At 47.2% G+C, this 14,032-nt stretch carries 10 protein-coding genes; 5 read left to right on the top strand and 5 right to left on the bottom strand.

Annotated features, from left to right (window positions below; all coding sequences use genetic code 11):
- The first annotated feature begins 31 nt into the window (after nt 1–31).
- The 5 genes from INF28_RS00715 to INF28_RS00695 all read left to right on the top strand — a co-directional run bounded on the left by INF28_RS00715 (nt 32) and on the right by INF28_RS00695 (nt 8,030).
- Nucleotides 32–1,459 carry a response regulator transcription factor gene (locus INF28_RS00715; protein ID WP_226391540.1) on the top strand — a complete coding sequence of 476 codons (1,428 nt, stop codon included), beginning with the start codon at nt 32–34 and terminating at the stop codon, nt 1,457–1,459.
- Nucleotides 1,456–3,228 (top strand): sensor histidine kinase, encoded by a 1,773-nt coding sequence (locus INF28_RS00710; RefSeq protein ID WP_226391539.1) that lies wholly within the window; start codon nt 1,456–1,458, stop codon nt 3,226–3,228. The genes INF28_RS00715 and INF28_RS00710 overlap by 4 nt, the downstream gene beginning before the upstream one ends.
- Nucleotides 3,229–3,256: 28 nt before the next feature.
- A complete protein-coding gene (locus tag INF28_RS00705; RefSeq protein ID WP_226391538.1) occupies nt 3,257–5,548 on the top strand; it encodes a GH36-type glycosyl hydrolase domain-containing protein in 2,292 nt (763 codons plus the stop codon).
- Nucleotides 5,549–5,559: 11 nt separating this feature from the next.
- Entirely contained in the window at nt 5,560–7,662 is a 2,103-nt protein-coding gene (locus INF28_RS00700) for a glycoside hydrolase family 31 protein (protein ID WP_226391537.1), read from the top strand.
- Between the two features lie 206 nt (nt 7,663–7,868).
- Nucleotides 7,869–8,030, top strand: a complete 162-nt coding sequence (locus INF28_RS00695; protein WP_226391536.1) for a TraY domain-containing protein — start codon at nt 7,869–7,871, stop codon at nt 8,028–8,030.
- Nucleotides 8,031–8,117: 87 nt separating this feature from the next.
- On the opposite strand, the gene INF28_RS00690 is transcribed toward INF28_RS00695, so the two are convergent.
- From INF28_RS00690 to INF28_RS00670, 5 genes are all read right to left on the bottom strand, one after another.
- Nucleotides 8,118–10,076 carry a beta-galactosidase gene (locus INF28_RS00690; RefSeq protein ID WP_226391535.1) on the bottom strand — a complete coding sequence of 653 codons (1,959 nt, stop codon included), beginning with the start codon at nt 10,074–10,076 and terminating at the stop codon, nt 8,118–8,120.
- A 6-nt stretch (nt 10,077–10,082) separates the two neighbouring features.
- The gene (gene melB / locus INF28_RS00685) at nt 10,083–11,438 is read right to left on the bottom strand and encodes a melibiose:sodium transporter MelB (protein WP_226391534.1); all 1,356 of its coding nucleotides are present in this window, start codon (nt 11,436–11,438) and stop codon (nt 10,083–10,085) included.
- A gap of 294 nt (nt 11,439–11,732) precedes the next feature.
- Entirely contained in the window at nt 11,733–12,935 is a 1,203-nt protein-coding gene (gene trpB, locus INF28_RS00680) for a tryptophan synthase subunit beta (RefSeq protein ID WP_226391670.1), read from the bottom strand.
- A gap of 249 nt (nt 12,936–13,184) precedes the next feature.
- Nucleotides 13,185–13,343, bottom strand: coding sequence for a hypothetical protein (locus INF28_RS00675; protein ID WP_226391533.1), 159 nt, complete (start codon nt 13,341–13,343; stop codon nt 13,185–13,187).
- A gap of 103 nt (nt 13,344–13,446) precedes the next feature.
- Entirely contained in the window at nt 13,447–14,031 is a 585-nt protein-coding gene (locus INF28_RS00670; protein ID WP_226391532.1) for an ANTAR domain-containing response regulator, read from the bottom strand.
- Between the last annotated feature and the right edge of the window lies 1 nt (nt 14,032).

The raw sequence follows: 14,032 nt of genomic DNA, 5'->3' as shown, positions 1-14,032 counted from the left end.
TTGCGGAAAAAAGACGTTGGAGGGGGACAATATGTTTAAATTGGTGCTGGCAGATGACGAGCGGTTTATTCTGCGTGAGCTGAAAAAGCTTCTGGATTGGAAGAGCCTGGGCTTTGAAATTGTGGGCGAGTTTTTGGACGGCCGGGAGGTTTTGGAATATATTAAGAGACATCCGGTGGATGTGGTGCTTTCAGATATTCGGATGAAGTATGTCTCGGGCATTGAGATCGCTCAGTACGTGGCGGAACAGAAACTGGATATCAAAGTGATTTTGGTCAGCGGGTATCAGGAGTTTGAGTATGCCCGGCAGGCGATTATCTATAAGGTGGAGGAATATTTAACCAAACCAACCTCGTATCAGGATCTTTATTGCTGTTTTAAAAAGATACGAGACCAGTTAGAACAGGAGCGGCGCAAGAACCAGGAGGATTGCCGGCAGGTGCTTTTGGATATGGTTACCGGCGGATACCGCAGCGAGGAAGAATTGGAGAAAAGCCTCCGGAGTGCGGGGATTGACTTAAGCTCTCATCGGCGGTATTGCTTAATTGGTATCCAATGGGAAAATTTAGAGCAGTATTTATCACAAAAATATTTCTACGGCAAGAACGGATTTTTTACTACCCTGGAAAATATTCTGAGTTTTTGTTCTGGGGACATTTGTTTTTATATTTTGCGGCATAGCAGCAAGGAAAGCTTACTGCTTGCCATGGGAGAGAAAGAGAAATTTACCGCAAAAGCGTTCCATGACGGACTGGATTGCTTTTCCCGGGAAATGCAGGATGTGCTGGATGTGAAGCCCAACTGCATGGCAGGGAACGTGGTAGAGGATGTGGAGCATCTGGTGACAGAATATTTTATGCGGTTTTCGGACCGGGGGAAAATAGAAACCGGTCTGCTTGAAAGCATTCAGTATCATGTCAAAGAGCATGACAATGCCCGTGCGGCAAACATCGCAGCTATGGTTATGGATTATTTGACCGAACTGCATGAGATACGGCGGTTTGCCGGCCGGGTGCTGGAGTGTTTGGACCTTGAGAAACCCAAGAATCTGGAAAAAATGAACCGGGAACAGCTTAAGCAGTTTTTATTGCAGACGTTATACCGCATACAGTCCTCCGGCACGGAGTCTGCGCTGAAGCAGGCGATACAGTATATTCAGCAAAATTATCAAAAAGATATTTTTCTGGACGAAGTGGCAGAGTATGTAGGATTGAACCCTGCGTATTTCAGCCGTATGTTTAAAAAGGAAACAGGAGAGCGGTTTATTGACTATTTGATGAACGTTAGGATCCGGCACGCCATGGAACTGCTAACCGGATCGGAGCGAAAGGCGTATGAAATCGGAGAAATGGTAGGATACCGCAATGTACAGCATTTTTATAAGACCTTTAAGGCGGTGACCGGGGAAACACCGCTGGAATACCGCAGCAAGCATAAAATGCGGGAGGAAGAGAAATGATCAAGCCGACCTTAGATATTCTGCGCAAATATAAGTTTAAAAGTGTGTTTTTTCGATATTTCCGGATGCTGCTGACTGTGATGCTGATTTTTTTCCTGGTATATACGGTGATTTTGTCCGCATATTATCATTACAGTCAGAATAGGGATTTAAAATTTCTGTCCCGAGAAATCAGCATGAAATCAGGGAATTATGTAGACCATGTCATGGGTGAGGTGCTGGGGATCTATGAATCGGCAGCCTCAAGCGAGTATATCAATCTTTTGTTAAGTAAAGAAGGGATTCCGATCAGCAGCAGCGAGTATCAGTCAACCCTGCATCCAGTGGTGTATACCTTTTTTTCCCAGGTAAATAAAAGCGATTGGATTGCCAATGTCTATCTCTGCAGTTTTAAGAGCCAATATGTCTATTCCAATACTGTAAGCGGCAAGATGGAAGTATTTGAGGACAGGGATTGGCTGAAGCGGTATCGGCAGACGGGAGAAACGTTTTATATGATGAGTTCTTTAGAGCCGATGACGGGCAAAGAGGAGTATCTGAGTGTTTGCTGGAAACTGGATAACATAGGTTTTTTGTGTGTGCAAGTGGAGCTGGATCGGATCGAGGATGAATTGCTGCGCATGAACCAGCAGTACCAGGCGGACTTTTATATTTTAGATCAGAACCAGGAAATGCTTTACACAGTGTCCAGCGGGCAGAGGGAAACTGACGAGGAGGAGGCAAAACGGATCATTGCCGGATTCTGCCCCGAAGCGGACACGGATGAAATCCAGAAAAACGGTTTTTTGTATGCCCTGACCCGGTCAGAATATGACTTGTCCTATGTGACGGTCATTCCCGAAAAACAGCTGATGGACACAAAGGGCATTGGTACGGTTATCGTGCTGGGGGCAGCAGGACTTCTGATTGCCCTGGTCATTTTAGCATTTTATGTGACAGAAAAAATATATCAATCTATCGTAGAGATCATAGCCCTGTTTCATGTGCAGGGGTCGGAAGCAAGCGGGCCGGATCAGGATAACTGGAACGAAACATTATTTATTTCCAATAATATTATGCGGATCATTAAAGATTATTCCGCTGTAGAACAGCAGCTGACCCGGGAGCTAAAATCCCTTCAGCAGGCGCGGAAGGTGGCGCTGCAAACCCAGATCAATCCGCATTTTATTTTTAATACCCTTCAGGCGGTCAATTTGTTTGTAATGAATCATATGGGGAAGGATAATGAGGCAGTACGGATTATTACGCTTTTGTCGGAATTTTTGCGAATTACGTTAAATACCAAAGATCATATTGTTCCCATATCTCTTGAGGTGGAGTATGCCAGAAAGTATATGGAGATCCAAAATATCAAATACGAAAATATGTTCCATGTGGTGTGGGAAGTAGACCCTCAGACCGAGAATTTAAAGACGGTGAAGATGATCCTTCAACCCATTTTAGAGAATGCGGTCAATCATGCGTTTGACTATAACAGCCAAAACTGCCGGATTCATGTGCGGATCCGGAAAATGGGGGACGATGTGGTGATTACGGTTACCGATAATGGATTGGGAATTGAAGGCGTTGTGCTGGAACGGCTGCGTCAGCAGATGCAGCAGGATGAGATTGCGGAAAACCAGCATATTGGATTGCTGAATGTGCATCTTAGAATTCGGCTTACCTTTGGAGAAAAATACGGGGTGCAGATTTTTTCAAAGCCGGGAAAGGGTACAAAAGTGCAGATGCGTATGCCGGCGATAGCAATGATCAGTCAAAAAGGCGGTTGAAATATAGAAAAAGAATGGAGGCAGGAAAATGAGTCAAAAAGAGCAGTATACATTTTGTGATGCGGAAAAAGAAATACAGATTAACAAATATGACACGCCGACACCATGGATGAACTATTTATCAAACGGCACCTTTCATACCATGCTCAGTCAGGCAGGCGGCGGGGTAGCTTTTTATAAAAGTCCGCAGATATGGCGGATTAACCACTATCGGTTTTTCCATCTGCCCACCGATCGAAGCGGATTTTATACCTATATCCGGGATGGGGAAACGGTTTGGTGTCCTACCAGTGAACCATGTGCCGCAAAACCGGAACAGTGGCAGGCGGCCCATGGTATGGGATATACCCGTTATGAGGCAAAGAGAGAGGGTCTTGCTGTAAATGCCCTTTACTTTGTGGGGGAATTGGAAAATTGCCTGATCATGCACCTTCAGCTGAAAAGTGACACGGATAAAAAAATTACTCTGTTTCCCTATGTGGAGCTTGGCATGATGGAATTTATGCGGGAACTGCAATGGCAGTGCTATAACAAGCATCAGCTCTCCTGCTATAACCGAGAGGATATTCTTATCTATCATTATGCGGTGGAGAATCAGCCAAAGCCGGATGAGACGCCGCTGGTATATTTTGCGGCTACCCTTCCGGCGGCGGGCTTTGACTGTGACCGAGACGAATTTGTGGGAAGTTACCGCAGTGAGGAAAATCCCAAAAGAGTGGAGGAAGGGCATTGCAGCGGTTCTACGCTGTATGGGGGCGATCCCTGTTTTGCACTGGAAATTCCCATAGAGCTTAAGGCGGGACAGGAGCAGGAAGTAACCATATTTTTGGGCACAGCCATGACAGAGCAGGCGGTTATATCTGCGGTACAGCATTGCCGGGAGCAGGATTTTGTCAAGCGTTCCTTTGATGGGCTCAAACAGCATTGGGATACCTATTTGTCCCGGTTTTCCTGTGAGATGAAAGATAAGACAGCAGAGCGGATGATTAATATCTGGAATCCCTATCAGGCGGAGCGGAACTTTCAGTTTTCCAGAAATATCAGCTATTATGCCACAGGTACATTCCGGGGCGTAGGGGTGCGGGATACGGCGCAGGATATTTTGGCCATGATTCCCTTTGACACAAAAAGAGCAAGAGAAAAACTGAATCTGCTGTTTACCCAGCAGTATCAGGACGGGCACTGTAATCATTATTGCTTTCCCACAGAGGGCTGGGATCCGGTGACCAGAACCCATTCGGATAATCATCTATGGCTGGTGATGGCGGCATATCATATCTGTCTGGAGGAGGGAGAACTTTCCTATTTGGACACGCAGGTAGAATTTTATGACAGCGGCCGTGGGACGGTATGGGAACATATGAAAAAGTCCATTGCCTTTACAGTATCGCATCTGGGAGAGAGGGGCTTTCCGCTGATGCTTGCGTCAGATTGGAACGATATGCTCTATCGTGTCTGCACCAAAGGCAAGGGGGAGAGTATCTGGACAAGTATGCAGTTTGGGACGGTGCTTCCCATGATGGAAGCTTTGGCAGAGCGCCGGGGAGAGGACGGCAGACTCTATCGGGAGATATATGAAGCGCAGAATCGGTTGGTCACGGAGACGGCATGGGATGGGGCATGGTTCCGGCGCTGTATTACGGATACGGGACGGATGATCGGCTCTGAAAAAGAACCCCAGGCCAAGATTTGGCTCAATACCCAAAGCTGGTCGGTGATTTCCGGCATGGGAACGCCAAACCAGCAAAAAACTGCCATGGACAGCGTGTACCGCTTGCTTAACACTCCGCTTGGCATCAAAAAGATTCATCCTGCCATGACGACCGACTATCCCAGCAAAGAAGAGGCGCTGACCTGCTATAACAAGGGTTGCGGAGAAAACGGAAGTGTATTTTGTCACGCCAATACCTGGGCGGTCATTGCAGAGGCAAAATTGAAGCATGCGGATCGGGCGTGGGAGTATTATACCCAGCTGATCCCCGCCAATGCCCAGAAGTATGCCGGTCAGTGGCGGTATAAGGCAGAGCCGTATGTATACGCCTCCAACATTTTCGGGCCGGAGAGTGACAAGTTCGGCCTTGCCAATGTCAGCTGGCTGACCGGGACGGCGGCGTGGATGTACATTGCGGCTACCCAGTATCTTTTGGGCATCCGTCCAGATTGGGACGGTTTGATTGTCGATCCTTGTCTGCCTGCGGCTCTTTTGCCGGTAACGGTGCACCGCCGGTTCCGGGGAAAGATGTATCATATTACCATCCATCAAAACAGGAAGGCAAAAATTCCGGAAAGCGCCTTGCCGGAATGCTGGGTTGAGATATAAAGGAGGAAGTTATGCAACTATGGAAAAAGAATATCTGGTATGAAGAAACAGATGAGGGAGTATTGCATCTTGTTGGGGGCGGAGAAAGCGCTTCCTTGCTGACACGGTACCAAGTGGTGACGTCGGTCCCCGCGGAAGGCGGCGGAATGGTAGAAGGAGAGGAAAAGCTGACCTATATATGGCAGGACTTTAGCCGAAGCATTCTGCCCGTACAGAAAGCCGATGGGTTTTCCCTGACCGTTTTTTTGTCCGACCGTGAAAGGCTGTTTGGATTGGGAGACGAAAGCCGGGAAACCGTGATGAAACGGGGCAGAATTGCCGATCTCTGGGTCAGAAATGCGGTATGTTACGGCCCGGTTCCGTTTTTGATCAGCTCTGAAAATTGGGCGCTTTTTGTCAACTGTACCTACCGAATGCGGTTTGATCTGGATAGTCAGGGGAGAAATCAGGTACATATTACTGCGGAAAAAGGAATCCTTGATTGTTATCTGTTTTTGGGTGAAGACATGAAATCGTTGATCGGCAAGTATACCAAGGTGACTGGCAGACCTCTGCTGCTGCCAAGAGCGGGCTATGGATTTACCTTTGTATGCAACGAAGAAGAGGGCGCCCATGATGTGGTGAACGATTGTTTTCAGTTTCGCCGGGAGGAGATCCCCTGCGATATGGTGGGTCTGGAGCCGGGCTGGATGGAGACGCATTATGACTTTACCACCAAAAAAGAATGGCATCCGGAGCGGTTCTATTTTCCAACCTGGGTGGAAAAGAATTATGCGGGCACCTGGTCTTTTCTCTATAATGTAAAACAGATGGGTTTTCGGCTCAGTCTTTGGCTGTGCTGTGACTATGACCTGCTCTGGGAGGAAGAACAGGAACAGTTGGATTGCCGTGCCAATTCCTATGAGGGCGCAGAGATCATGGACGATCATTTTGGACATGGGTCTATTATGGATAAGATTACTGTTCCGGGGGAGAGCTGGTTTACCCACCTGAAACGGTTTGTAGATCAGGGCGTCAGCGCCTTTAAGATGGACGGCGCCAATCAGGTGCTGGAGCATCCTGACCGGCTTTGGGCGTGCCGGTATACGGATGATGAAATACACAATCTGTATCCGGTACTGCTGGCCAAGCAGATGAGCCGGGGCTTTTCGGAATATACCGGAAGAAGAGCCATGATCTATACCTCAGCTCTGTATGCGGGTACCCAGCGGTATGCCGCCACCTGGGCCGGGGACACCGGCGGGGGGCCGGCAACGCTGGTTTCGATTTTGAACTATGCTTTTTGCGGACATACCAATACCACCTGTGATATTGACCCTAGCAATGTCAAAAGTCTGCATTACGGTTTTTTGCTTCCGTGGTCGCAGATTTTGGCATGGCGGAACTGGCATCATCCGTGGCTGCTTGGCAGAAAGCAGGAAGCAATCATTCGGGATTACGCAAGACTGCGGTCGTCTTTGTTTCCCTATCTTTATTCCTTTGCTTATGCCGCATGGCTGACCGGGATCCCTATCATCCGGCCCATGCAGCTGGAATATCCGCAGGATGAAAGATACGATCAAACAACCAATTTGTATATGCTGGGGGATTCTTTGCTGGTGGGCGCCTTTGATATGAACCTGTCCCTTCCGGAAGGAAAATGGATTGACTATTTTACCAATGTGATCTACAGCGGAGAGATTACGTATGAGCCTCCTGCCGGAAAGGGCGGTGCGCTTTTTGTCAAGCCAGGGGCAGTGTTTGTGACCCAAACGCCCAAGGACTATTTGGATGAAGAAACAGAAGAACCTTTGTATATTCGTATGTATCCCGGCGGAAGCGGAAGCTTTTTGCTGTATGAAGACGATGGAGATACCATGGAATATCAAAAGGATATCTATGCGGTGACGAAAATGGCATTTGAGGACAAGGGAGACGGAACAGCGGAGCTAACCCTGTTCCCGCCGGAGGGCGGATATCCTCAGCCCAGCCGGAGCTTTCGGGCGGTCTTTCCATCAGAGCAGGCGGCGGTATTTTGTGAAGAGGTACCGGTTAAGGTTTGCTGCCAAAATGGTGTAACCCAATGGACGGCGGAGAGCGGAGAGAAACCCGTTACGTATCGGATTCAATGGTGATAAAGGCAAAAAGGTTTGGCATCTCTGTGATAAACAGAGGTGCCAAACCTTTTTCTATCAGTTTATTCAAAATCGTGTCGGTTGCCTTGAGATTGCAATAGGTACAAACTAGGAAGCATTTGAAATTGACATATTTGATACATTGTTTTATAATATTCTCAAAGATAAGCACAGATACGGCAAAATAGAAAAACAGGAGGGTCAAGATGAAACCACTTAAGAAAAGTGTGAGTATTACTTTAGATGAAGATGTTATAGAACAGCTGAAGATTCGGGCAGAAAATTGTGACCGTTCCTTATCCCAGTATATCAATTTGGTGCTGAAACGGCATTTGAAGCAAAACCCGCAGGAAGAAGAGGAAGTATAACAACAGTCCAATAACAATTATGCAATCATAAAATGGCACCGGATTTATCAAAAATCCGGTGCCATTTCTCATAAAAGTTAAAATACATTAACCCTTCGCCGGTGCAATGTGATACCCAAAGGGGGCTAACTTTAAGCCGTTTGTTTCTACCGTATACGCATTATGGTTCATGGTAATGCAGATTTTATCGGTGTCTGTACCCCGGTGCACCACTTCTACTCCGTCCGGAGATACGATGCCCTGGAGGGCGGCCTCCTGCAAAACAGAGGCAATCAGTTCACCCAATGTTGTTTCATCTACCGAACAGCCAAGATAATAGGCTGTGCCCTTGCCATACTGCTTTCTGGTCACTGCCGCAAACTCTTGATAGAAGGTGTCAGCATAGCGGTAGAGAACGTCGGCGTCCTTTGCCACAATCATATCTCTGAAAATGCCGCCATAGCCGGACTTTCCTTCCATTTTCCCCTGTCCTGCAAGAGGAAAGGCGTTAAGATCCTGCAAACTTTCGGTTTCAATGACTTCTATGCCGGTCAGATCATCATAGCCTACCGGAAGTACTTTGCCAAGGGTCAGATTGTTGTCTGCATTCTTTACAGCACTGCGATAGGTCAAAATGACAATGCCGCCGTTTTGGGCAAAGGCTTTTACCCTGGCCTGCAGTTCCGGCTTGCCGATAATCATCAGCGGCAGTATCAGAATTTTGTAATTGTCAAAAGAAGCGTCCTGCGGAATGATATCCACCATAATGTTTTGGTCATAGAACGGCTTATAGAGCTTTTGCATCTCCTTCACGCAGTCAAGAAGAATGCTTTGCCGCTGAATCCGAAAGGCTGCAAGAGAGTCATAGTCATAGGCCATGGCGACCTTGCTGACTACCGGTGTTGCAAGCTGTTTTTCATATTGAGAGATGTCCGCAAAAAAGCTTTGCACCTCATAGAATTTCCGACGTTTTATGTTATCCGAATCCAAAATGCCATAGCAAAACTGTTCGGCTCCTTTGGTGTTTCCCCGATAGCGGAAGTACATCAAAGAGGAACAGCCCCTTGCCATACCCTGGCAGGACCACATCTTCGCCTGATTGGGGCGGGGAAGAAAGCCGGTGACATCATGTCCCTGGGCGCCCATGATCGCCTCTGTGATCCAGAAGTTCTCCTGTTTCAGTCCGCGAATGTAATCCAGTCCAAATGCAATTTCGTGTGGGGGGATTGGTTCTTTTTGGCCTCCCCACACTGGATAGTTGTTATAGGCAACCTGGTCCAGGTGCTTTGCGATTTCGGAAAAGTCACAGTGTTTTTCCAGACCGCCGCCCGAAAAATCGTGCATGACCACCGCATTTGGCTGGATCTCTTTGATGAGTTTTGCCTGAAATGCGGCAAAGTCCGTAATGCTTTTTTTGCGGAAACGCTCCCAGTCCAGCCGCAGGGCCGGATTATGGGTGGTGATGGTGGCCATGGGCGTTGGGATCTCGTCAAAATCGTTGTACTCCTGTGACCAGAAGGTGGTTCCATAGGTTTCGTTCAGCGCATCAATATCATCATGAAATTTTTTTCTGAGATAATCTCGGAAGGCGTTTTGACACTGCCCGCAATAGCAGACGTCGCTGGATTCATGTCCCAGCTCGTTGTCGATCTGCCAGGCAACAATGGCGTCTTCGTTTTTAAAGTGCTCCAGTTCCGCACGAATGATCTTTTCAGAATATTCATACATCACCGGGCTGTTAAAGCAGTACACGTGCCTGCCGCCAAAGGTGCGCTTGCGGCCGTTTTCAAATTCGGATAAAATATCGGGGTGCTTTTTGGCAAGCCAGGCGGGAATGGTGGCAGTGGGCGTCCCCATAATCACCTTCAAGCCTTTGGCTTTTGCCTTGGCAATGACCGTGTCAAAAAAGGAAAAATCATAATTTCCCTCGGTTTTTTCCATCATATGCCAGCAAAATTCTCCGATACGAATAACGTTGCAGCCCAGCTCCTTGATGGTGTCAAGATCGGCATCCATCATAGAGACATCCCACTGCTCTGGATAATAATCTACACCTAGTAACATCATTGTTCCCTACCTTCTTTTTTCCAGTTCGGCTTTCATATTTTCAAAGAATGTGCCCCTGATTTTGTAAAAACGCTTATAAATAATATATGTAATAATGGCAAAAATACCAGGAATGACAAACATGAGAACCCGCATACCGGTAATGGTTTGAGGACTTTGGGCGGTATTTTCCACAAATCCGATCAGCTCAAGGCCTATTCCGGAAATGAAACCGGAAACGGCGCCGGCCAGCTTCACCACAAAGGTCTGGGTGGAGAAAATGACCGATTCATTCCTGGTTCCAAATTTGTATTCCCCATAGTCCACAACGTCCGCCAGAGAGACCGTGACCAGCACAAGCATAAAGCCGATGCCGATGTTGATGATAGCAGAGCATATGCCGACCAAAATAATATTGCTTGGGGCAATAAAGCCGCAGGCCATCAGAGCGGCAAAACCAAATATCTGCGTGATTGCTGCAATCAGATAGGCAACCGGCCGGCCTATTTTGGCGGAAATGGAGGGGAACAAGGCAAGGGTGGCCATTTGGGCAATGCCGGCAACCCCGGTGTAAACAGAGAATAATGTTCCGTCTGCGCTTCCGGTCACGTATTTAAAATAGAAGGTTGCAAAGCTGTTTTCCAGCTGATAGCCCAGATTGAAGAATGCGGCGATACCCAATACCACCAGTACCTGATCGTTGGTAAAAAGGATTTTTACCATCTGTTTCAGTGAGGTTTTTTCAGTGTTTTTAGGGGTTTCATGTGCTTCACGGCATTTGAGACAGGTGAGGGTAGAAGCAATGATAAACACCACCGAAATGATCATGGCAAATTTGGAAAAACCGTCGGCACTGTCGCCTTTGCCTAGAAAACCAATAATAGCAAAGCCGCCGGAACCCACTACCAGCCAGGCAAGAGAGGCAAAGAATCTGGGAATGGACGAAATCTGGTCTCTCTCCTTTGGATCATCAGTCAGAGCTGGGACCATGGACCAGTATGGAATATCCTCGATGGTATAAGTCATTCCCCACAGAATGTACAACACGGCAATATATGTAGCATATGCTGTGCCGGAAAGGGAGGTGTTCCAATAAAGAAAGATCAGGACAATGGCGTTTAAAACGGTTCCCAGCATGATCCAAGGCCGGAACTTGCCGAATTTGGAGCGGGTATTGTCCACAATGACTCCCATGATCGGATCGTTGACCGCATCAAAAATGCGGGCCACCAAGAACAAGGTGCCGACAAATGCGGGCGCAACCCCTTTGATATCGGTCAGAAAATACAAGAGGAAGGTAGAAACGATTGCATAGACGGCGTCTTTACCAAAGGCGCCAAGACCAAAACTAATCTTTGAAACCCAAGTTAACTTTTTGCTCATTCTGATCACCCTTTCTTTGCATTTTTACTACATTTTCGCAAAAAGTTCTTTTTAAAACAATACCATATTTTTTATTAAAAGTCAACAAAATAACAATGGAAAGTAAAGGATGTTTTGTGTATAGATGAAAAATTCAAAAAAGTAAAATTTTTAAAAATAGGTTTTGAACACGCAAAACAGGACAGGGACGGTCTTGTAATTCTTTAGGATCAGTATGTTTGAAACATAGTACATATCATGCCAAAAAAGAAAGCGCGGTTTTTGCTGCGCTTTCTTTTTTGTTAAAACCTTCCATTAGCGAATGCCATATTTTTCAATAATATAATCCATATCCTTGTCGCCTCTGCCGGAGAGGTTGATGAGGATAGAGCCTTTACCCATCTTCTTTGCCAGCTTCATGGCATAAGCCACTGCATGGGCGCTTTCAATCGCCGGGATAATGCCTTCCAGTCTGGAAAGGGTGAAGAAAGCGTCAATGGTTTCCTCGTCATCCACAACATCGTATTTTACCCGCCCAAGGTCATGCAAAAACGCGTGTTCCGGGCCGGAGGAGGGATAGTCAAGACCGCTTGCAACCGAGTAAACCGGGGCAGGATCGCCGTTTTCGTCTTTGAGCATTAGACTGTTAAAGCCGTGCATAATGCCTTCGCTTCCGTATTGCAGGCTGGCGGCATGATCGCCCAAAGTGGCGCCCCGGCCCAGGGGCTCTACACCATAAATATCCACCGGATCATTGAGGAAGCCTGCAAACATTCCCATGGCGTTGGATCCGCCGCCCACACAGGCAACCACCGCGTCCGGCAGTTCTCCGGTCATGTCAAGAAACTGTTCTCTGGCTTCAATCCCAACAACGCTCTGAAAATCACGGACCATGAGTGGGAAGGGATGAGGACCAACCACAGAGCCGATGCAGTAAATACAGTTTTCATAATCTCTGCTATAGGCGGCAAAAGCGGCGTCAACAGCTTCTTTCAGAGTGGCAAGACCGTCGGTGACTTCAATGACGTTGGCGCCCAGGATTTTCATCCTGGCCACGTTGGGGGCTTGTTTTTTGATGTCTACAGAGCCCATGTAAATGTCACATTCCAGACCAAAGTAAGCGGCGGCAGTGGCAAGAGCAACACCGTGCTGACCCGCGCCGGTTTCCGCAATGACCTTTTTCTTGCCCATATATTTTGCAAGCAGCGCTTCCCCCATACAGTGGTTCAGCTTATGGGCGCCGGTATGGTTTAGGTCCTCACGCTTGACATACAGCTGGACGTTGCCAAGTTTGCCGGACAGCCTTTCCAGATAGGAAACCGGGGTGGGTCTGCCCTGAAATTCTCTGCGGATTCTGCGCAGTTCGCTTACAAATTTGCTGGATTTACAAATGGTAAAATAGCTCTGGGTGATTTCTTCCAGGGCTTTTTGCAGTTCGGGTGGAATATAAGAACCGCCATATTTTCCAAAATAGCCTTTTTCGTCCGGATAATTTTTAAAATAAGTATCAAAATCAATTCCATTAAAATTCATTTTTTATTCCTCCGTATATCAAAAAATTCTGTACTTAAATTTGGAACAGCGTTGTTTTCCGTCATCGTTTTATAAGAAGAAACATAATTTGCCGTGAGATGTCCCACGCCTACCCCCTTTGCGGATCGTCCTGTCAAAAATAAAAAAATCCTTGACAGAAAGATAGTATCTGTCAAGGACGAATAATCAATATTATCCGCGGTGCCACCTTGCATTCACGGAAAACCCGTGCACTTAGCAGGATACCAACATATCCCCGGCAACTGACGCATGCCTCTGCGTTGCAGAATACTTTGCAAAACCATGTTTTGCATTTGACTGCACCCTCCGCGGTCCATTTGACGGTTTGTTTCTTGCCTGATTCTCAGCATCGCAGACTCTCTGTAAAGGCATGGCCGCCGTTATCTCCGCATCAACGGTTTGTATTATGTAGTTACTCTTACTATACCACCAACACCCGCGATTGTCAAGAGTAAAACAGAAATATGTTGTATCATCAGGAATATGTCTTAATAATTTCTTCCGCAATTTCCCGTTTGGAAACACAGCGGTCCATGGCTTGTTTTTCGATATAGTGGTGGGCATAGGGTTCATCCATTTTTAATTGGCTGATCAATAGCCATTTTGCCCTGTTCACCAGGCGGATTTCCGCCATTTTTTCTTCAATGGATAAGGTCTTTTTTTCAAAACGGCGAAGACGTTCCCGGGCGGCAGCCATCCAGCATAGCCCCATGGCCAAGGCTGAGCGTGAAAGAGGCTTTGGAAGGGTAAAAATACCATTTTCTGTTACTTTATCATAGATTTCACCGTACACCTCTGACCTTACCAGAAGCAAGACAGCTGTTCCCTTTGCCATACTGGCATCCATGGCAAAACGAACCCCAGTATCGTCCGGGAGGGGTGCGTTGACAATGACAAAATCAAAATCCCGCTCTGCAAAGGCACGCCTTGCGGCGTTGACGCTAAGTACTATTTGAACGGGATCGTATTTGGTTTCCGGAAGCAGCACGGAACAGGCGGCATTGAATTTCTCCGCCGCAGAGACTACAAGAACGCTGTAGCCATGTTCTTTTAAACTCATT

Origin of the sequence: Ructibacterium gallinarum (genome assembly GCF_014982785.1) — a bacterium.
GTDB lineage: Bacteria > Bacillota > Clostridia > Monoglobales > Monoglobaceae > Ructibacterium > Ructibacterium gallinarum.
This window is presented reverse-complemented; position numbering and strand designations above follow the sequence as displayed.